The organism is Pseudomonas sp. URMO17WK12:I6, assembly GCF_003253625.1.
In the GTDB taxonomy this organism is placed as follows: domain Bacteria; phylum Pseudomonadota; class Gammaproteobacteria; order Pseudomonadales; family Pseudomonadaceae; genus Aquipseudomonas.
Window position 1 is genome coordinate 345961 of the sequence record NZ_QKYZ01000002.1, and the last position, 20205, is coordinate 366165.

Annotated in this window: 17 protein-coding genes, 1 tRNA gene and 4 pseudogenes; 11 read left to right on the top strand and 11 right to left on the bottom strand. The window is 53.2% G+C overall.

The genetic code is table 11. The features are described from left to right. Positions 1-59 precede the first annotated feature (59 nt). The 6 genes and pseudogenes from F475_RS05280 to F475_RS30945 all read left to right on the top strand — a co-directional run. Positions 60-791, top strand: a complete 732-nt coding sequence (locus F475_RS05280) for a GntR family transcriptional regulator (protein ID WP_111453331.1) — start codon at positions 60-62, stop codon at positions 789-791. Positions 792-927: 136 nt separating this feature from the next. Further along, positions 928-2217, top strand: a complete 1290-nt coding sequence (locus tag F475_RS05285; protein ID WP_018925910.1) for an MFS transporter — start codon at positions 928-930, stop codon at positions 2215-2217. 28 nt (positions 2218-2245) lie between these two features. Beyond that, the gene (locus F475_RS05290; RefSeq protein ID WP_018925911.1) at positions 2246-3091 is read left to right on the top strand and encodes an amidohydrolase; all 846 of its coding nucleotides are present in this window, start codon (positions 2246-2248) and stop codon (positions 3089-3091) included. Between the two features lie 156 nt (positions 3092-3247). Further along, positions 3248-3391, top strand: a complete 144-nt coding sequence (locus tag F475_RS30305) for a hypothetical protein (protein ID WP_155944795.1) — start codon at positions 3248-3250, stop codon at positions 3389-3391. After that, on the top strand, positions 3388-4773 hold the full coding sequence (locus tag F475_RS05295; RefSeq protein ID WP_032833722.1) for a GntP family permease: 1386 nt from the start codon (positions 3388-3390) through the stop codon (positions 4771-4773). The genes F475_RS30305 and F475_RS05295 overlap by 4 nt, the downstream gene beginning before the upstream one ends. A gap of 108 nt (positions 4774-4881) precedes the next feature. Continuing rightward, positions 4882-5022: pseudogene (locus F475_RS30945) on the top strand (hypothetical protein); the annotation flags it as partial. Here F475_RS30945 and F475_RS05300 read toward each other — a convergent pair. After that, positions 5008-5157: pseudogene (locus F475_RS05300) on the bottom strand (hydrolase); the annotation flags it as partial. The pseudogenes F475_RS30945 and F475_RS05300 sit on opposite strands and share 15 nt — an antisense overlap. Before the next feature lie 203 nt (positions 5158-5360). Beyond that, positions 5361-5487, bottom strand: a pseudogene (locus F475_RS30610) (hypothetical protein); the annotation flags it as partial. Between the two features lie 186 nt (positions 5488-5673). Between F475_RS30610 and F475_RS30950 the strand changes: the two are divergent. Then, the gene (locus F475_RS30950) at positions 5674-5847 is read left to right on the top strand and encodes an ATP-binding protein (RefSeq protein ID WP_158538453.1); all 174 of its coding nucleotides are present in this window, start codon (positions 5674-5676) and stop codon (positions 5845-5847) included. A gap of 635 nt (positions 5848-6482) precedes the next feature. Here the strand turns inward: F475_RS30950 and F475_RS05310 are convergent. The 3 genes from F475_RS05310 to F475_RS05320 form a co-directional block, all read right to left on the bottom strand. Next, the gene (locus tag F475_RS05310; protein ID WP_064617902.1) at positions 6483-7340 is read right to left on the bottom strand and encodes a TIGR02391 family protein; all 858 of its coding nucleotides are present in this window, start codon (positions 7338-7340) and stop codon (positions 6483-6485) included. Between the two features lie 462 nt (positions 7341-7802). Further along, a complete protein-coding gene (locus F475_RS05315) occupies positions 7803-10088 on the bottom strand; it encodes a hypothetical protein (RefSeq protein WP_111453333.1) in 2286 nt (761 codons plus the stop codon). A 55-nt stretch (positions 10089-10143) separates the two neighbouring features. Next, positions 10144-10218 (bottom strand) — tRNA-Lys (locus F475_RS05320). Positions 10219-10577: 359 nt separating this feature from the next. Between F475_RS05320 and F475_RS05325 the strand changes: the two genes are divergently transcribed. Then, a complete protein-coding gene (locus F475_RS05325) occupies positions 10578-11204 on the top strand; it encodes a hypothetical protein (RefSeq protein ID WP_146602930.1) in 627 nt (208 codons plus the stop codon). Between the two features lie 296 nt (positions 11205-11500). On the opposite strand, the gene F475_RS30615 is transcribed toward F475_RS05325, so the two are convergent. The 3 genes and pseudogenes from F475_RS30615 to F475_RS05340 all read right to left on the bottom strand — a co-directional run. Further along, complete coding sequence (locus tag F475_RS30615) at positions 11501-11758, bottom strand: DUF3224 domain-containing protein (protein ID WP_335720486.1); 258 nt, start codon at positions 11756-11758, stop codon at positions 11501-11503. After that, complete coding sequence (locus F475_RS30620) at positions 11736-11879, bottom strand: DUF3224 domain-containing protein (RefSeq protein ID WP_250637209.1); 144 nt, start codon at positions 11877-11879, stop codon at positions 11736-11738. Before F475_RS30620 ends, F475_RS30615 begins: the two co-directional genes overlap by 23 nt. An 81-nt stretch (positions 11880-11960) precedes the next feature. Further along, a pseudogene (locus tag F475_RS05340) lies at positions 11961-12118 on the bottom strand (transposase domain-containing protein); the annotation flags it as partial. Between the two features lie 281 nt (positions 12119-12399). On the opposite strand from F475_RS05340, the gene F475_RS05345 reads away from it, so the two are divergent. Next, positions 12400-13677: a sugar MFS transporter gene (locus F475_RS05345; RefSeq protein ID WP_111453335.1), complete on the top strand. Its 1278-nt coding sequence runs from the start codon at positions 12400-12402 to the stop codon at positions 13675-13677. A gap of 439 nt (positions 13678-14116) precedes the next feature. Here F475_RS05345 and F475_RS05355 read toward each other — a convergent pair whose 3' ends face one another. After that, positions 14117-15652 (bottom strand): diguanylate cyclase, encoded by a 1536-nt coding sequence (locus F475_RS05355; protein WP_111453337.1) that lies wholly within the window; start codon positions 15650-15652, stop codon positions 14117-14119. A gap of 368 nt (positions 15653-16020) precedes the next feature. Continuing rightward, the gene (locus tag F475_RS05360; RefSeq protein ID WP_064617913.1) at positions 16021-16770 is read right to left on the bottom strand and encodes a hydroxypyruvate isomerase family protein; all 750 of its coding nucleotides are present in this window, start codon (positions 16768-16770) and stop codon (positions 16021-16023) included. Between the two features lie 178 nt (positions 16771-16948). On the opposite strand from F475_RS05360, the gene F475_RS05365 reads away from it, so the two are divergent. Next, the gene (locus F475_RS05365; protein WP_111453338.1) at positions 16949-17839 is read left to right on the top strand and encodes a LysR family transcriptional regulator; all 891 of its coding nucleotides are present in this window, start codon (positions 16949-16951) and stop codon (positions 17837-17839) included. 505 nt (positions 17840-18344) lie between these two features. On the opposite strand, the gene F475_RS05375 is transcribed toward F475_RS05365, so the two are convergent. Beyond that, positions 18345-19049, bottom strand: coding sequence for a YafY family protein (locus F475_RS05375; protein ID WP_111453339.1), 705 nt, complete (start codon positions 19047-19049; stop codon positions 18345-18347). A gap of 269 nt (positions 19050-19318) precedes the next feature. Here F475_RS05375 and F475_RS05380 point away from each other — a divergent pair, with 269 nt between their 5' ends. Next, complete coding sequence (locus tag F475_RS05380) at positions 19319-19942, top strand: glutathione S-transferase family protein (protein WP_064617920.1); 624 nt, start codon at positions 19319-19321, stop codon at positions 19940-19942. The last annotated feature ends 263 nt before the right edge of the window (positions 19943-20205 follow it).

Consider the following 20205-nt stretch of genomic DNA (forward strand, 5'->3'; position numbering starts at 1 on the left):
AGGAGAATACTCGCCTCAAGATTCATATATATGACTAGATAACAAGGTGAATAAAGTCGATGAACTCCTTATCCAGCGATGTCCGGCTACCGCTTTATCAGCGCCTGCGAGATCAGTTGGCTGAACAGATTGCCAACAATCGTTGGCGTCCCGGGGAGGCCATTCCCACCGAGGCTGCACTTTCAGCGGAGTACCAACTGTCCACTGGCACCGTACGCAAAGCGGTTGACGCGCTGGTCAGTGAGGGCGTTCTTGAGCGTCAGCAAGGTCGAGGCACCTTCGTTCGCCGGCCGCAGTTTCAATCGTCACTGTTCCGATTTTTCCGCTTCCAGACCGCTGCGGGCGAGCGCCAGGTGCCGGAGAGTCGCATCTTGTCGATTGAGCCGGTGGCCGCACCCTCGGCGGTGGCCCAAACGTTAGGCCTGCCAATCGACGCACCGGTTATTCGCATTGTTCGCGTACGTCTTCTCGATGTTCAGCCGGTACTTGCCGAAGAAATCTGGCTACCTCGCAGCCGGTTTCAGCCGCTGCTGGAGATCGACCTGAGTCGAAAAGGGCCGCTGTTGTATCCGATTTACGAAGAAGTCTGCGGTCAGGTCGTCGCTTCTGCCGAAGAAACACTCACCGCCGAGTCTGTAAACGACGTGCATGCGCGATTGCTGCAAGTACCGGTCAACAGTCCCGTGGTGGTGATCGAGCGTCTGGCGCGTGACTACGCCGGGACGCCTCTGGAATGGCGTCGCTCCCGTGGTCATGCCGAGCATTTCCGTTACAGCGTGGATATTCGCTAGCGCCTTGCCTCAATAGCGGATCGCTCATCGGCGCCTGATCTGCGCCGTCTTCATCGTCTTGCTTGCCATGCCTGGCCTCGTAGCGGCGCGGTTCGCTTTCGGCTGCCTCACGTTTCACTTATAAGGATAAGAAATCATGTTCAGCTGGTATCGCCAAGTCACTCCTCGGGAGCGCAAAACGTTCTGGGCCTGCTTCGGCGGATGGTCGCTGGATGCTCTGGAAGTACAAATGTTCGGCCTGGCCATTCCGGCATTGATCGCTGCGTTCGCACTGACCAAGGGCGATGCCGGGCTGATCAGCGGCGTCACGCTGGTCACTTCGGCCATCGGCGGATGGGTAGGGGGGACGTTGTCCGACCGCTACGGCCGGGTGCGTACGTTGCAGTGGATGATTCTGTGGTTCTCCTTCTTCACCTTTCTGTCCGCCTTCGTCACAGGGTTCCATCAGTTGCTGATGGTCAAGGCACTGCAAGGCTTCGGCATTGGCGGTGAGTGGGCCGCCGGCGCGGTATTGATGGCAGAAACCATCAACCCGAAATACCGCGGCAAAGTGATGGGCACTGTGCAAAGTGCCTGGGCGGTCGGTTGGGGGCTGGCGGTCGGGGTATTTGCGCTGATTTATACGTTCGTACCGCAAGACATGGCCTGGCGTGTGATGTTTATCGTAGGCCTGCTGCCCTCGTTCCTGATCCTCTGGGTACGGCGTAATGTCGAGGAGCCTGACAGCTTCCAACGTTTGCAGAAAGAACACGCCATTCCACAGAGCTTCTTCAAATCCCTGGCCGGTATTTTCCGACCTGAACTGCTCCGCGTAACGCTGTTCGGCGGGTTGTTGGGCTTGGGCGCACACGGCGGATACCACGCGGTGATGACTTGGCTGCCGACATTCCTCAAGACCGAACGCAACCTGTCGGTGCTGAACTCCGGTGGCTACCTGGCCGTGATCATCTTTGCCTTCTGGTGTGGCTGCGTTGTTAGCGGATTCTTGATCGACCGTATTGGCCGCCGCAAAAACATCGTGCTGTTCGCGTTGTGCTGTGTCGTCACCGTGCAGTGTTATGTGTTCCTGCCGCTGACCAATACCCAGATGCTGTTTCTGGGGTTCCCGCTCGGCTTCTTCGCGGCCGGTATTCCAGCGAGCCTCGGCGCGTTGTTCAACGAGCTGTACCCGGCAGACGTGCGCGGCGCCGGCGTCGGCTTCTGCTACAACTTTGGCCGAGTGCTTTCCGCGGTGTTCCCGTTCCTGGTCGGTCACATGAGCGACTCCATGTCGCTTGGGTCTGCGATTGGCATCGACGCAGGGATTGCCTACGGCGTGGCGGTGATCGCGGCACTTTGTCTGCCGGAAACCCGTGGACGCAGCCTCGAAGCCTCGAGTGCATCGGTGCCAGCAACGGTCAATGGCAACGAGAGTGCGCGGGCCTGATGCCCTTTACCTTCTATAGATGAACGCTATGACTGACACCTGTTCTACGCCGATCACCGGCATCGACTCCCATGCTCATGTGTTTAGCCGTGATCTATGCCTGGTCGGTGCACGGCGCTATACCCCTGATTACGACGCCACGCTTGAGCAGTATCTGACGCACTTGCACGCTCATGGTCTGAGTCATGGCGTATTGGTGCAACCGAGCTTTCTCGGCACCGACAATAGCTACCTGCTGGCGGCGTTGAAGCAAGCGCCGGAGCAGTTGCGAGGAGTGGTTGTGCTGGAGCCAGGCGTCAGTCGCGCCATGTTGAATGACATGGATCACCTGGGCGTGGTCGGCGTTCGCTTGAACCTTATGGGTAAGGCGTTACCTGATTTTCGTAACAGTGCCTGGAGAGAGTTTTTTAGCCACATTGCTGATCTTGACTGGCATGTCGAGTTGCATAGGGAGGTAAAGGATCTGCCGGGACTGATCCATCAATTGACGCCGTTCGGTTTGAAGTTGGTGATTGATCACTTTGGTCGGCCGGATGCCAATTCGGGCGTCGATCAGCCCGGCTTTTGCGAGTTACTGGAGTTGGGATCGAAAGGTTCGATCTGGATGAAGGTATCGGGAATCTATCGTTTGGGAGGTACGCCGCAACAGAACATCAATTTCGCTCGAATGGCATTACCGCTGCTGGAACAAAGTTTCGGCCTTCGCCAGTTGGTGTGGGGCAGCGACTGGCCGCATACGCAGCATGAGCAAAGCATCGGTTTCAGCACCGTAGTCGATCAGTTGCAAGCCCTGGAGTGTTCGACGCAGGTTAGCTATTCGTTGCTGGTGCAAGTCCCTCGAAGGTTATTCGGTTTTGCGAAAGGCGAAAGCTGAAATTTACGCCTGCATTTGCAGATGACCATTCATCTCACCCATTTAAACGAATACATACAGAACATTCGAAGTGCGACCGTTGCAGTAAAACCTATCGTGGCTCATCGAGAGTTCTGTGTAATAGCAGCATATTCCAATTACAAGAGAGTAGATTCCATGAACACGTCATCCAATGCCGAAGTTGAAAGCACCCAAACGATGTTTGGTTTATTGCGTGCGCCGACAGGCGTTACGGTTTCAAACTTCTCTTTCAAATCTGAGTGCAGTTTGAGCGCCAGCCCAGCCGAGATCCTTTCATGACTCCCTTAGATGTAGACCTCTTACTGACCGCATTGGTGAGCGTCCTGGTGCTGGTGGCGCTCATCGTGTCGCGTCTCAAAATGCACCCGCTCCTGGCCTTGCTAGTAGTTTCCGTTGGCGTTGGCTTTGCAACCAGTATGGAACCAGAAACCATAGTCTCCCACTTGATCACCGGCGTCGGAAAGACACTGGGGGCAGTAGGGGTCGTAATCGCGCTTGGAGCGATGCTAGGCAAAATTCTTGCTGACGCAGGCGTCACAGAGCAGGTCGCCGAGGTCATCCTCAAGCGAACATCGGATCGGATGATACCTTGGGCCATGATGATGGTTGCATTTGTAATTGGCATTCCCATGTTTTTCGAGGTGGGCTTGGTGATCATGCTGCCGCTGATATTCAGCGTGGCGCGAAAGCTGGAAAGCCAGGCTCGCTTCAAAGGTTCAGCCTATGTGTATGTGGGTGTTCCGGTGATTGCGGCACTTGCAGCCATGCACGGGATGGTACCGCCGCACCCTGGCCCCTTGACGGCCATCGCCGCGCTCAAAACCTCGGTTGGGCCCACAATGCTCTATGGCTTCCTTGCGGCTATTCCTGCAATGATTTTAGGCGGCCCGCTTTATGGCGCATTCATTTCGCCGCGCATGAGCACTCGGCCCGATCAGGTTTTGCTAGATCAGTTCACCCTGGCTGAAAAAGCCGACGATCAACCAAGCACCAGCGTATGCCTTGGCGTGCTGGCAGCCTTGCTACCGGCGATCCTGATGCTGATTCATGCCGTCGCTGAGATGGTATTACCCAAGGACAATGCGATCCTGAAAATGGCTAGTTTCTTGGGCAATCCCCTGATCGCCATGCTCCTGGGCGTGCTGTTCGCAGGGGCAAGTCTGGTACTCGCGCGGGGCGGCGATGCGGGGCAATTGCGCGAATCCCTGGGCAAGAGCCTCAAGCCAATCGCCTCAATCATCATGATCATCGCCGGCGGTGGTGCCTTTCAGGAGCTGTTGACCAGCGCCAAGGTGGGCGATGCCATTGTGCACCTGACTCAGCAGTCTGCGTTCCCTCCGCTGATCTTGGGTTGGTTGATCGCGATGTTGCTCTCGGTATCTACCGGTTCTGCCACTGTCGGTATCGTTGGTGCTGCTGGCTTGCTGGCGCCGCTTGCAGGTGCTGATCCCAGCCTCAACCTGCCTCTGCTTGCCTTGTCCATAGGCTGCGGCTCGCTGTTCTTCAACTATGCGAACCATGCGGGCTTCTGGATGGTGAAGGAATCCTTCGGCATGACTATGGGCGAAGCCACCAAGACCATTTCAGTGGTTCAATCCATCGTGGCCGTGGTCGGTTTGATTGTGGTGTTGATGTTGAATGCGGCTGTCACGGTGGTTTGAGTCAGGATCTGTTCGCAGTTAGTAACCCTGCCCGAACGAGTTAGCCGAGGGGGGGAGATAGAGTTACGCTCCACAGGGTGTTTTACTCGGCTCTAACCCTAAAGTGTCGGCACGCGTAAGCCCCGCCAGGTGAAGGTCTACAAAAAACCTCACACAGGCGAAGTTGTAGAAACGAAGGGCCCTTCAAGGGCCCTTTGTTGTATGCGCTTTCGAAATTGTAAGGCCGAATTAAGCTTAGCGCGCTGCTAATGCCGAGTAGCTGTTCATCAGGTTGCGATAATTCGGAATGCGCTGGGACAGCAGGTTACCCAGGCCTTCGATGTCGTTGCGCCAGTCGCCCTGCAATTCGCAAGCTACCGAGAACCAGTTCATCATTTGCGCACCTGGCGTGGCTCATGGTGAAATCCTTTATCGATGCGAGTTAGAGGTGTCGTTCAACATGGGCTCAGATTAATGATCTATGAAAAAAGGAAAAGAGGGTGGAAACGGTTTTACTGTCAACTCAGGAGGGACAACACCTCAGAGCCTACGCATGTGGTCTGTCCCGGTATTAGTAGAGTGAAGAGGGGGCAGGAACGATAACGGCGGAGGTCGAGATCGTAGACCAAGATGTCGACTACGCGAACCGGATTGGCATCGTGGGCATAGTCATCAAGGCTCTCGGGAAGTAAAGGTGTCTTGGCCTCGATGTTCACATTGGATAAAGCGCTTCATAGGCGATCCCTGCGACGAAACCCTCAAAAACCATAGCAAGTGTTCGCGACGACGTTTTTACACACTCTGGGCCAGATCATTCAGAAACCGTCAGAATGCCTTTTTCCTGCCTCGCGCCCACGACTTTGTTGATTAGTTCATCCCAAGGTGGCGTTGAAGGGAACAGCTCAATCAGAAATGCGAGGAATGCCTGTCAAATCCCAAATCGGCTTTAGGGGCGCAGATGATTTCACGGGTGGTTCGGGCTTGGGCCTATCCACCGTCGAGCGTGTTGTAGATCACCTTGGATGGGGCATTCGACATGAGCCCAATCCGAATGGCGGTAGCCGCTTCACCTTGCAGCTTCCCGATAGCGTGTAGTTTTCCATCGACAGTAAAATCGACACACCGCACGCACATAGGTTGATTCATCAGAGATCGTCCTGCATTTTCCACCACAAGCAAGAGCATCGAATGAAAGGGATCCTCGAAAACCTGCGTCCGCTGGACTAATCTTGAAATATAATGTTACGTGTAATGTATATTATGTTAAATGATGTGTCTTGGCGGAACTTCCTATGCTGTTGTCCAGTGTCACTAATCCCCGGTCGCCACATCCCCAAAAATCAGAAGCTTGACTGCCCATTATCACCCCCTCCCATACGTTGCGCTTTCACGAAACCCCGTTTCGGTACCTCACGCTTCGAATACTGCTTAGCGTTAGCGCTTAGTACATCTGCTAAACGTAGATCACCATTCAATGATTTTAACGCGAGGGTTTGCCAATGACGCCGGCCGTTCATCCCACCCATTCCCGATTTTCCCTCCGTACAGTCACGGGCGACCTGATCGCGAAACTAGGTTTCCAGGAAACGTCCAAACCCCTGCACGCCCGATAAAGGAGGAGCTCGGTATGGCCAGACACAACATGTGAGTCGGCCGGGTCATCCCCACGTACATCAGCATCCTGTGTCTGCAAAAAATTCTGACAGTTTTGCTCGCAAAAAAACGATGAATTAGATCAAACGCGGTACCGCAGTGGCTTCGAGGAGGTACAACTGGTTGACGAGCATGAACTCGCGAACCGCCTCACGACTGCTCATTACAACCTCTCGGTGAGCGCGTGGATTGCGATAAGCCATCGTCACGGACTTGAACAAATTGGATTTACCCGCCTGCTCCCCTGCGTCCTGGTCATCCCAATGCAGCAACGATCGATTCCCTTCGAATGCGTGCGTGAAAAGCTGGTTGCTGCTCTTATCGTAGACCCCGATCCGGGTTCGAACGATATCTTCCAATCTTCGGAAAGCAGTCGTGATGGCGAAGTCCGGATTGTCGAGAAATCCAATCGATAGATCGATTAGTCGTTCGTCGAGCAGACCCAGATTCAATACAGCTGGAAACTCTTCAAGCAGGTGGAGGACATCAGCTCTGGCGCGATAGGACGGGCGCTCAATGTATTCATAATATCGGGAAGGTCGGACGGGCCTGGATTGAGTCAGGTTTTTCAGATCAGATGAGAGGAGGCAACCAGCTTCGCAACGACGATGAAATTCCTCATCAACATCGTATTCCTCAATATCCACCTTAAACAGCTGAAGCAACTCAATGGCAGTAGAAAGTCCTGTCGGGCCAGTTCCTGAATATCCCGATCTGAATCCAGGCTTGATCAATATTTGCAGATAGGGAGAGACGGTCAGCAGGATACTGTGCTCGCCTATTTTTCCGTCGAACCACGACAAAATCCAAGCCGCTTGTACATGTTCGCCCGCCCCCAGAACGCTTTTTAGTGCGTCAACGCATCGCTGGGTAACTCCGGGCGTACCATGATATTCGATACCCGCGAGTTTGTTCATGTCGATCTTTTTGCCCATCACCGCCCTCCGTCCGATTTTTTGTGCCGCTTCTTTTTTAAAATGTCGATGGAGTAATTCAATCCGCCAAACTCAACTGCTCAAAGGACAGCTCGCGCAAGCCGCTAGAGCCAAGAAGGTCGGAAAGCCTGGAGAAACTTGCCCAAATATGCCGCACTTGAAGTCGCCGGCCTTTTTCCATGAACATAGACCTATGAACATTCTCCAACGGCATTAACCATAAGACTACAGCAGCGTGCGGTTCCGAATGACTTATGAACATATGACATCGCCCATAAGTTCAATGATGTGTCTGTGAGGAACTTTATATGCTTGAGGTCAAACTCCACCACTTTCCGATTTTGCAGACGTCCAGGCTCTTCTCGTTGAAAGTTTTGCCCCGTCTGTACAAGAACTCCAGCTGGATATGCAAACATCACTTTTTGAGGCGCTCAAGCACGCTTCACCGATACAGCGGAACGTTTAATTGATGTTCGTTTGTGGCGGTAACAACCAATGTCGTTCGGTGGTCCATCCGAGAAAAACCTGAGCCCCCTCACTTTTCTGGCGGTTCAGGGTCAACGTGAGCCCGGAAGCTGCCACACGCAACCCCATAATTGCCGGTAGAAATCTCTCCCGGAATGCAATGGGTTGAGCCGCGAAATGAGCTTCGATGCTATCGATTGCGCAACGCCTCTCGGCGTCATCCTGCAAGGATAAATAAAACACCATCTGGCGCCAGGCATAAGCGGTATTTTTGAGCATCACCAAGCTTGAGTGATAGAGCTTGATTTTCATCTGCTGCCGCATGCATATCCATTGGAAGCACTCCTGAGCAAGTGAACCCAAGCGATGATGTAGCAGCGCTTTCAAACCGAGATCACCAAATAGAAGCGAAAGGTTTTGCGTCGTCAAAATCTGTTGTTGCTCGATGATCCTTCCGTTGGTTGCTGAATGCCATGCCCCCAAGGGTGCATTAGCCCGCTCCGCGCACAGGTTCGCCAATGCATCACTGGTATCCAAGTCACGCTGGAAATAGTTTCTGCTCTTTGATTTCGGCTTATCGGGAAGGATCGCCAGTTGGTTCGTGTCGATGTCGTAATAATGAGCGTAAAGGGTGCCATCTATCAACGAGGCCGCTCGCCTGGCTGCTTCCACGAATTTATTCGAAAAGGTTCCCATGAAAATGTCCGCCGCGACCTCCTCCACAAAAGGAAGATCCAGCTTCGCCGTGACAGCAAGCGAACCAAACTCCTGAAGTAGCTTGTTCGGAAGGATTGCCTGAGGGAAAGCAGCGAGGGTTGTTGCCGAGGATTCGATCAAGGCTTGTCTGGCTCCCTCAACGGCGACAGTGTGTGCCTCTCGTTCACCTTCAACGGCCGCCACCCAAGGCAACTCACTGATTTTGATTTGGCTCTGTAGGTTGAGCAGCAGCAATGAACGGCGTCGCTGAAAAGCACGATACGTTGCGATAGACAATGTGCGCAGTGTCGCATCGCGAAATCCAGCACTGCAGATTTCGGCCGTCATCGCTGGCAGTACTCGCGCCACGGTATCCCCAGATGTGATCAATCCCTTGTCAATCAACTGACTGATGGTTCCCTTTCGACAGCGCTCGAGGCGTCGGCGAACTGCGGGAGGAATGGCGACACCTGTTTTCAGCGAATATGCCTTCGCCTCCTCACTGGTAATTGGTTCCAACAGGGACGAAAAATCAGAGATGCCTTCCGAGCTCGTATAGCTGGTCAGACGCTGAGAAACCGCCTTGGCGATCAGATAATGCTCGGGCGCGGCCACCTGACGGCGCTGTATGGCTCGGCTCTGTAGATGATCTTCGGATTCGGGATGACCATGTTTGCACACGAAATCATTGACGATCCGCCGAATACGTCCGACTTGACGCCCTGTCAGCGAGGTTGGGTCACGGGAGCAGAGCCTTAGCAACGCGTACAACTCCCCTACCCGCCCCCTGAAAGGTTCAACGTTGAGGATGTCATTGCTACCGGTGGCATCGAACTGACTACTTAGCGCATTCGCCTGCTCAAGCCAGCCTTCAGGATATTGCCGACAAGGCCAATCATCCTGGTACGTTAAGAGGAAGAGCGAGATAGCTGCATCGAAGAGAGGCAACCGAGTCATGACCATATGTTTTTGCACCGCCAGACGCTGCTGCGCAGGGAGTTTTGAAAGCAGCTTTTTGATATCGCCGACATCGAAGATCTGCACTTCCACCGCCGCGAGCGGTAGCCCGTCAGAAGCCATTGGAAAGAAACGCAGTTGCTCAAAAAAAGGTGCGATCGACTCAATCAGTCTGCGTGCTTCCTCCGTGCGCTGCTGTCCCAACAGCCAAGCCACGTACAGTAGTGCTGCCTCTTCTGGTACATCGATCCGATAGTCGCTGTTCACCAGTTGCTTTTGCAGTGCTTCGATCCCCTCATCCGTAAGGTGCCAGGTGTTGAGATCAAGTCGTTCAAAACCAGGGCGGATGCCTGGGATTGAGGCGGCCAGCCGCCGCTCGTACACGGTCAGTGCACCACCGGCCAGATACTGTCCAGTGGCAAAACCACCCGTGGCTACCTCCAGCGTGACCCATTCAGGCACATCCACGAGTGGTATACGTGAGCCATACAGCGCGGTGCCTTGCACCATGTGTTCGACCACCTGCTGCCAGCGCTCAATCCGTTCGCGCGTTTTCTCAGTGTCTAGACCCGATGCGGTCAATGCTCGAGATAATTGAAAGACCGCATAACCGGCGTTTATGCCGGCCATTGCATCCGTTTCCCTATCGTGCCTGGACATTTGTCCTTCTGACCCTGCGATGTAGTGGGTCCGGGGGCTGGATTCGAACCAGCGCCCACCCGGTTAAGAGCCGAGTGTTCTACCGCTGAACTACCCCGGAACAGAGCGCGCATTGTCTACTCGCAACGAACGAATGTGAAGATTGAAAACGTTGCCGCTCGTGACACATATAGAGATTACTCCCGTTCGAAAATATTGGTGTAACTTCCTCCCCCCCCCCGCTGCAATGCCAGAGGCAACTGGATTTGCGCAGATAACCACTGTTTGCACCGCTGCGGTCTAAACAGTCGGTCATGAACAAGTTTTGGAGAGCATGCGCTTTGTTTTTCTAATCTAAACCTTTATTTTAAAAGGACTTATTGGAGCCATGAACATCTGACATCGCCCATAAGTTAAATAATATGTCGGGACGGAACTTCTCCCCATGTTGGACGGCTGAACCGCAGGATATTCACTGCCTTGTCCCTGCTTGATCGACTCCGTGCCCCTTGGATCATTTTTTTTATAATGGACGCTCTTTACTCAGAAGCTACAAACCTCAACCTCCATTCAATTAATCGTACTTTCGTGTTCCGTGGCCAGCCAGTTTTCACAACACAGCCAATTAATCCGGCTTGGCGCCCGTGCTATCGACGCGCCCCGGAGACCCCAATCGTCAGCACAGTGATGCGCAAGGTGCACGGTATTACCTTCCATTTTCTCAATTATTTGTGGCGTGCCGGGGTTCGGGGGCAACCGGCGCCGGTCATGGCTAGGCCTCCGGAACCCCCACCAAATAAGAGTCTGGATCATGAGTTCATTCTGATTTTGAAGGGCTACGTTGAATCTCAAGGGTTGCCGACCAAAAAGGCGCTCCCTGATGTCTGCACGCTCACAGAAAGTCGAAGGTGGAAAGGCATGACTATCAGCGGTATCCAGGCCTTAATCCGACGGCATCGGGCTGCTATTGCCGATGCAGCAAGGAATGATGAGGCGCTGCTAGGTGCAACAGAAATTGCAAAAAAATTAGCGCAGTTGACGTTCAGCCAGGTACGGCGTTCGGCGCGCGCAAATCGGCAACTCGCGTGTAAAAACCAAGATTCCTAGATGATCTCAAATTCTGCTTGTCGCTTCATAGGACTTGCCCAGGCTGCCTACTAGCACTGCTAGGGTTTGCCTAGAACTACAGTTTGCCCCTCGCGAGCGCCCTGCTCCTCTCAATTACGGCACCCACACTGGCAGTTTGGACCTACCAGGTTTATCAATGATGATCGCCAGGCTTTGCTTGGCTCGCGTAGCTGCAACATAAAAGAATGAGAGACTCCAGTCTTCGTAACAACATAGGTGTGGCTGCCATCAGCTCTCGCGCGAGACGGCCAAGCTCGCATGCGTAGATCTTGTTGCTACCATCCATAAATCTCTGTTTGCCGTTCGCGTACATGCTGGGGCGACCTTCGAAGTTGAAGCCCCCTACCCGCTCTCCCAGGAATTTGAATGGCAGGGTGCGTTCCATCGATGTCAATTGTGATCCCTCCTGACCCTGATATCCCTTTCAAACCATCCGTACCACTGCCTCCAACTATGCAGAAAAACTCATCTGCACGATCAATTCCGGTAGTGGAGGCGGAGTGAATGAAGTTAAAGGAACCCTCTACCCCAATTCACCGTCCCCTTGAAGCTCTCCATCGCGATGTAGCAGCCCCTTCTTGATGCTTGGTCGAACGCCGCAGTAAAGGCTGTTGAAGAAATACCATCGATAGCTCCTGTATAGGACTTTTCCATGGAGCTGATCGACACTGGTAAGCCTGTTGTAATTTCGGGCGTGGGATGCTGTGGCAGCAGTTGATCGATCTCACTCGCTCGCTACGTCGGCAGGCGCGTCAGCACATCTTTGAGATACGCATAAGGATCATGCCCATTCATGCGGGTTGACTGAATCAAGCTCATGATCGCAGCTGCCCGCTTACCGCTGCGTAGCGACCCGGCGAACACCAGTTCGAGCGTCCAAGTGCCCACGGCCCTACTGCAGCCCAAATGAGCGAATTTACCCCTTATCTCGGCATCCCCCCAAGAGATCCTGCGGCTTGCCAAATGAAAAGTCAGGCACTAAGGTAGCGCCCTCTAACGACTGGCCCTGGACTTTGGGTGAGCGGTAGCGGCTACAGACAAAAAATCAGATGGCAGCGCACCCTCCTTTGGCGAGTACTTCACCGCACAAAGATAGCGCTGTCCCACTGTCAAGGTGCCCGAGGCTCTATAGAGCTTTCCTTGAAAGTAACAATCACAAGAAAGGAAGCCCGTGATGACGAATGCTAGTGCTAGCGCGACTGTCACCAACAGTTTGGCAACACCCCACGCCCAACGGATGAGCACCTACGTGTTCGCGCTGTTTTTCATCCTCGGCAGCATCACCAGCCTTAACGATGTCCTGGTGCCAAAACTCAAGCACCTCTTCAGCCTCAGCTATACCGAGGCCATGCTTGTGCAGTCGTCATTCTTTTTTGCCTATTTCATTTTCGCCATACCCGCAGGCCTGCTCATTTCGCGAATCGGCTACATGAGAGCGGCCGTCCTCGGGTTGCTGCTGATGGCTGGTGGATGCCTGCTCTTCATTCCTGCCACCCAGTCCGCATTGTTTCCAGCCTTCCTCGGCGCCCTCTTTGTGCTTGCGATTGGCGTGACAACCGTTCAGGTCGTTGCGAACCCGCTGCTTTCACTACTCGGAACCGCCGCAATGGCCCCCAGCCGCCTCACCCTCGGCCATGCGTTCAATTCGCTGGGAACCACGGTCGCTCCCTACCTGGGTGCCATACTGATCCTGGGCTCCCTCAATGCGGTAGATACCTCCGCATTGTCGCCAGCAGAACTGACGTCCTTCCTGTCGCAGGAAGCCAGCGTGATCAGCAACACCTATGCAAGCATTACGCTCTTCATCTGCATGGTCGCCTTGATCGTCTGGCTGAAAAGAAATGAGCTGCAACCCTCAACAAGACCTGAACGTCTCAATCCACTCGCTGCGCTCGACCTTCTAAAGCAGCCGCGCTTTGCACTCGGCACCGTTTGCATATTTCTCTATGTCGGCGCCGAAGTCACGATTGGCAGCCTCATCACCGACTACCTCATGCTGCCGACAACCCTGGCCCTTCCCGCCGAAGCCGCAGGCAAGCATGTTGCCTTCTATTGGGGTGGCGCCCTGGTTGGCCGCTTTATCGGCTCGGCGCTGATGCGCACTTTCGCGCCCGGGAAACTGCTGGCCTTTGCCGCCACGGCAGTCATTGTGCTGTTGACGATCTCTGCCACCACACAAGGCGTTGTTGCCGGATGGTCGCTGCTGGCCGTCGGGCTGTTCAACTCCATCATGTTTCCGACGATCTTTACCCTTGCGACCGCAGGGCTCGGTCATCGCGCGGCGGAAGGTTCGGGCCTGTTCTGTTGCGCCATTGTTGGCGGGGCATTTATTCCGCCATTGACAGGGTATGCGGCCGACCTCTCGACGCTCGCGATGGCATTGAGCGTGCCAGCGACCTGTTATGCCGGCATCGCAATCTACGGTTGGTATGCCCGCGCTCCGAAGCACTAGCATTCCCTGGCGCGGCTAGCCCATTGGTAGAAGCTAACGATCAGATTCAACCGCTTGTTCGCCGTGCCAGGATCGAGCCCCAGCTCGCCTTGTAGTGGTCTAATGAAACTTAACGTCGTGTCAGGGATTAATTGACCACTACACTCAGTCTGATAATGGGCGCTGATGACCGAAGCTAAAAGTGGAGCACGGGTTTGGTAATTCGATGACGACCGAATCTTTATGTAATTCGCACGATCTGCCGAGGTCTGAGGCGTTCCAAAACGACTACCTGTTGAAGTTTCTGAGCGCAGAGTCCGAATCACGGTGACTTAACCGAACGCTTACGATTACCAGGGGGCGTGTGCTGGACAATGGGATGATGACCTGAAGGCAGAGCGCGGCTCCGAAGCTGTCGAGTTTTGGCTTTTTGCGCAGTGACACCCGGGTAGCCGATCTGCTACATATCGGCAAGTTGGACTTGATCTCTACCATTTGATTTTGCACTGTACATCGCGGTATCGGCACGCCGAATGAAGGCGTCAAACGATTCTGATGGAATCCATGTTGCAACGCCGAAGCTACAAGTCGCCTGTCCAATATCATCAAATGGTAGGGTGTTTATTAGAGCTCGAAGCTTTTCTGCCAGCAGCCTTGTATCGTTCAGTTCGCTATCCGGGCAGATCAATGCAAACTCTTCTCCGCCTGTTCTGCACAGCAGATCGGTTTTGCGTGTTGCCGAACGTATTCGTGTGCACAACGACTTCAGAACGTTATCACCACACTGATGGCCCCAGCGGTCGTTGATGTGTTTGAAGTGATCGACGTCAAACATGATCAGCGACAGAGGTCGGTATTGCACGTTAGCCTCGATGAGCAAGTGCTCCATCAACTCTTCGAAGTATCGGCGGTTATAGACTCCGGTCAGGTGATCGGTAATGTTCAACAAACGCAAGTCTTGCGTGCGCTCATCAACCAGCAAGAGGGCGCGGGCGCGCTGCGTAATCAGCAAGTACACCATCAAGGTCAGCAGCAGCGACAACCCTGCTCCGAACACGACAATTAGGCTGATGGACAGTGCGTAGCTGTTGGCGACCAGAAATGTTGAGCTGGGTCGAAACTGGATCAAGTAATTTTGGTCGGCTACTTTCAGCAGCCGCTGCGTGTACAGCGCTGAAGGGGCCGCGGGGGCCAAGCTCTGATAAATGCTTTCCCCTTGATGCTGCGTGTCGATCAATGAAAGCGTCACGTTCAGTCGTTGCAGACTTGGTAATGGAATGCCTTGTTCCATCAAAGAAGCCAAGCGTACGCTGGAGACAACGAACCCCTGCAAATTATCATCGTTCAATGGAACCTCAGGGGGCTTCTGGAATACAGGTGCGACAAAGAAAACCCCCGACTGCCCATTGGTCATTTTCAACGGTTCCGACACAACTATTTGACGTGTTTGTCGTGCCTTGCTCATCAAGGCTTGGCGACCCGGGCGAGCTAGAATATCCATGCCGGGTATGATCTTTACGTCATCGCGCTTCAATAAGTAGAGCAATATCCAGTGTTCCGGCCGGCTGGTGAGGGGGACTCTTTCACCGGTGACGGGATTAATTTCATGATAAGAAAAATCACTGGTACCGTTGAGGAGCGCCTTAGCGCGAAACGTTTGTAGATCCTTCTCGAGAATCCTTGGCACCCAGCTATAGGCTTCGTCCTCTCCAACTAGAGGTGTAACAAATCCCAGAAACTCCTTTTCAGTGACATCGTCGGCGTTGATAAAGAAACGCCTCACAACGTCTAGTTTCAATACCTGAGTATTAAAGCGTCGTTGCAGGCGACTGAATCTTTCGTCGACCTCCAGTTGAAAAGCAACGCTAACGGTACGCTGCTCTGCCCCTGCGAACAGAATCAGCACCAAGAACGTGACGGCCACCCCAGCTAGGCACACCAGACCGCAAAGGGTCACGTCTGATGCTTTGAGCGCGTTCTGACGAATAGACATCATTTTGTGTTCCTTGCTCATCGCCAAAAATAGCGTGCAGTGACCTGAAGTACTTTTGGAGTATCGGCACACTTGTCGTTATCTTTATAAATCAGACGTTAGAGCAAGGGGCTTATATTAAGGACTCCAACCAGTTAACGGTTCAAATCTAGAGCTGTCGTGGCAAATGGGTCTGCGAACAGTTATAGACACGTCGCCGACCCTCCGCAGGCTTCGGCCGATGTGCATGCGTCAGCCAGTCTGGCAGCGCTCAGGCGAACCCAAGCTTGTGAATGGCAAATTCGCGCAACCCGCTTTTCTGGAGCTTACTCGATCGGCTGATTTTGGCCGGTTGCTACCCTTCGTGACGGGAAGCAACCAGCCATCAAGCGCTAAGTATTTTGCGACTTGAGCCAGCCTAAGCTTGCAACAGTAGTGCTGGAAGGACGGTATTCACATCCGATCCATCCTGTGTATCCACGATGTTCCAGAGTCGCGAACAATTCAGCAAAATTTAAGATGCCTGTCCCCGGCTCGTGGCGACCTGGGCAGTCCGCAATCTGTACGTGGACGGTTCGGTCATAAAACTGATCCAGAACATTTGCGGCGTCGCCGGTCAAAAGCTGTGCATGGTAAAGATCGAGAATCAGTCCAATACTCGGGAAGGCTTCCAGCACCCGTAGCGCTTTGCTGAAATCCGACATGTAGTACCCCGGGATTTCCTTTGGGCTTATCACTTCAATCAGGGGCCGCAACCCCCGATCTTCAAAATATTTGACTGCATATTCCAAGTTGCTCATGAAACTGGGCGCAGCTGAAACTTGTGCAGTAATCCCAGACATGACGTGCACATTTGAGCAGCCCAACACCTTTGCATACCTGGCGGCCAAGGCTAAACCTGCACGAAACTCTTCTTCCTTGCCTTGCAACGCAGCAATGCCCTTGGTGACTCCGGCCGGTGCAGCGAACTGGATCAGAGGTAGAGAATATTGAGTCAAATGTGCGGCCAATTGACTGGCTTCAAATTCATAAGGCGAAGGAAACTCCACCGCCTTGAATCCAGCAGCCGCTGCAGCTTCGATACGCTGGAGAAAAGGCAAATCGTTGAATTGGAAGCCGAGATGAGCATTGAACTTGAGCATTCAGTAAAAATCCGTTTTGAAAGAGGCAAGTCATCTGCCTGGACGCGAGCCTCGAGAAGGCGACAACACAGTTATCGCAGGCATATTAAAGAGACTCCTCCATCACGAAAAATATTATGTTGTGATTTTTTCCATCACTAATTGTTATGCTTTGGGTTTCGATCCGAGAATGACTGGTATGAATCTCAAAGCGTTGATGTGCTGCGTAGAAGTTGCGCGGCAAGGTAGCTTCACCAAAGCCGCGCAGAGCCTGCACATCGCCCAACCAGCATTGAGCATGGCCATTACTCGATTGGAAGAGGAGTTGGGCGTTACGCTTTTCAACCGCGCGGCACGACAAATCAACGTGACGGCTGAAGGAAAAAGCTTTATTGCCCGTGTCGAAGTCGCTTTGCTCGAACTAGACATGGCACGTCAAGAGCTGCGGGATCTGTCGCATTTACACAGTGGTGAGATTCGTCTCGGCGTGCCTCCCATGTTCGGGATCAACTACGTTCCGCAGGTACTCAACGCCTTTGGCAAGAGATATCCAGGTATCGTGATGACGGTGATTGAAGGCAGTGCGGATGACATCAGCCAGCGCCTGGAAAGCCGTGACATTGATGTCGCCCTGCTGGAGTCTCGTCGAGTAGAGAGCGGATGGGACTCCGTTTTGTTAGGCACCGACGAGATGGTGATGTGCATGAACGACAGCCACCCACTTTCGCGCGAGGCTTTTATCGAGGCCTGGCGTCTGCAAGATGAGAAAATGGTGCTTTTTGACCAGACATTCCTGCAACGCCATATGTTCGACACCTTCTGCGAAGCCTCCGGAGCCCGCTATCGAATAGCATTGCAGACCAATTTCGTCTCACTGGTCATCAAGGCAACACTGGATGGAATGGGCGCCTCTACATTGCTGCGTTCCATTCAGCAATGTGTACCCGGCTTGCTGGGCATTCCCTTCAAACCGGCACAGATCATGAGTTTCAGTCTATGCTGGCGAGCTAACGAATATTTGTCTATCGCAAACAAGCGGTTTGTTGAGTTTGCTCAAACAACCGGTTTCTTCGGTAAAGACCCCGACTAACAGTCAATGGAGTTGAAACGCGCCAAGCCACCGATCTCGGCTGCGAGTCCGATGTAACTGCCCGTCCTGGTCGTCTGGTCGAACGCCGCAGTAAAAACTGTTGAGGAAACACCGTCGATAGCACCCGAGTAGCATTTCTCCATGGTGCTGATAGACACTGGTAAGGAGGTAGTAATCTCGGGGGTTGGGCTCAGGCCTATTGGTTTAAAATTCTTAGCAGTAAAAGTGGCTAACGCTTCCATTCACATCCGTCTCTATCCAAATGAGTGAGGTTCTGTTTCTACTCCCCCAGCACAGCACAGAGCCAAAAACGCTTTTCGGAGCTAAGCCTATTTCCATCTATGTGGCAGCAACTCCGAGGTGTCTTCACCGGACTCTTACTTCCGCGCATAGAGAGATGCAGGACGGAAGCCCTTGGCCTGGAACGCTTCCAACTGGCTAGGGGGCACACCGATCAGGATACACTCCTCGACCAGGGGGCTCAGAAAACGCAATATAAAGCACGCTAAGACAAATGCTGCGGCGGCCGCTGATGAATGTCCACCTCGCGCCATTCTTTAAGTAAGACTTGCCTCCGACGAGGGTAGCGCTCGGGCTTTACTCTCAAAGCAGATATGCGATCAGTCCTAAAGTGACGGAACTCTTGCCGTAGTTCGCACCACCCGGCAAGCATTCGAGCATGATCAAAATAGCCCAGCGCAACGGGCCAAATCGTTCTCTCTGAACTAGCTCCCTTCAGATCTAGATACTTGATTATTACCTTATGCTCGACTCGAATGGCCCTTCGAATCTGCGACAGATCGATGGCCTCTAATTCTGTTTGATCCCCTTTGCCAACCACCAATGAATTGGTATCAAGTGCGGTCCGCAGGTCTTGGGGTAAAACAGAAGCTATTTTTGACAATGCTCCTTTTGCGGCACTACTCAGTTGAAGGTCAGCACGCTCGGACACCCAGCGAGAACCCAAGACAAGGGCCTCTATTTCCTCCTCGGTAAACATCAATGGCGGGAGCATAAAGCCGGGGCGTAAAACGTAACCAAGTCCTGGCTCGCCTTCAATGTTGGCACCTTGCCCCTGAAGCGTTGCGATATCTCTGTAAAGCGTACGAACGCTTATCCCCAGTTCTTTGGCCAAATGATTGCCAGTCACTGGAAAACGATGGCTTCGCAGGGTCTGAATCAGATCAAATAATCTTTCGGTGCGAGACATAAGTGGCTTTGTTGGTGGTGTGATCTCAACGAGATGCTGCCATCATTTGGCAGCAAGTCAAAGAACTGATTGCCATCAACCTCTGGGGAAGACTACTGAAGGCCATTTGGATCATGCTAATAGCGATGTTCAACGGAAACGACCTGATAGGAAGAGCTTTCCTGGCAGGCTGATGAGAGCAGACGCAACGCACGCATCACTACTGACACTTTCTGTCAGTATGCAGGAAGACAATGGCAGTGTTGATCACTAAACAAGGAGCTAAAACCATGCGTCTTCACTACCATCCCGCATCAACTTGCAGCCGCCGAGTGCTGATGGCCGCACATTACCTCGAAATCAAAGTCGATCTCGTGCTGGTGAATCTGTTCAATGGGGAGCAGAACTCTCCTGAATTTCTGAAACTTAACCCGAATCATCGGGTTCCGGTTCTCGAACATGATGGATTTGTTCTTTGGGAATCTTACGCCATCATGCAGTACTTGGCGAATATGACCCCTAGCCAAACTATTTATCCCATCGAACCCCGCGGCCGTGCTGACGTTAACCGCTGGCTTTTTTGGTGTGGGCAGTATTTCATGCCGGGCGTCGGCATTCTTAACTGGGAGAACTCGATCAAGTCTTTGGCTGGAATTGGTTCGCCCGACCCCAGTGAGGTCGCTCGCGGAGAGCGGCTTGTGACTGAAGCTGCGAAAATTCTTGATGCGCACCTTAGTAATCGAGAATGGATTTGCGACACCGGTCTTTCACTCGCCGATTTTGCTATAGCCGCGCCACTAGCTGACCAGCACAGCGCCAAATTCCCCGTAACTGATCTGCCCAATCTCCAGCGGTGGTTCATGCAAATCCAGGCGCTTGAGTCTTGGAAGAAGACGGAAGCAGGTGCTCTGTAAGCTAAAGGCGTCCGGTTGGAGCAATGCCTAACTAGGCATCAGGCATTGCCGTCAGGATGTAGTCCCATTGAGCCTTTATTGACAATTGACGCACTCAATAAAGGCTCAATGATTCTTTCTTGAAACATTGGTGAGGGAGACGCACATGTTTCGACGACCTCACTGTTCGGCCAGGTGTTTCTCAAGGTTGCCTGAACTCTGCGACTCTGGACATCGTTAACCTCGTGAATGACTGTCTGCAAAGACGAATTTACTTCGTAGGT